The organism is Undibacterium sp. Ji42W, from assembly GCF_049340405.1.
Classification (GTDB): domain Bacteria; phylum Pseudomonadota; class Gammaproteobacteria; order Burkholderiales; family Burkholderiaceae_D; genus Undibacterium.
In genome coordinates, this window is record NZ_JBMPOV010000081.1 from 1 (window position 1) to 255 (window position 255).

At 50.6% G+C, this 255-nt stretch carries 1 protein-coding gene; it reads right to left on the reverse strand.

The genetic code is table 11. From position 1 onward, the window contains the following. On the reverse strand, positions 1-255 hold a 255-nt coding region (locus ACO0LG_RS29660), incomplete at both ends, for an ExbD/TolR family protein (RefSeq protein WP_423032233.1).

The window sequence follows — 255 nt, forward strand, 5'->3', positions numbered from 1 at the left end:
TTTTGCCAATAAACTCATAGCGGGTATTCTGATCTCCACGGATATGCAACTCCGGTTGCGGGATCTTGACTGCTTCTACCTTGAGCTTTTCAAACAGGGCATCCGTGCCAGCCAGCGGCTTCATGCTGCCGTTCCAGTACAGATCACCATCCTTGTTCACCGACAAGGTGATGTTTTCCGGTTTGGTCTTGTAAATCACGTTGGTTTCTGCCGGCAGCTTGAGCTTGACCGTATCTGTAATCACCGGCGTGGTGA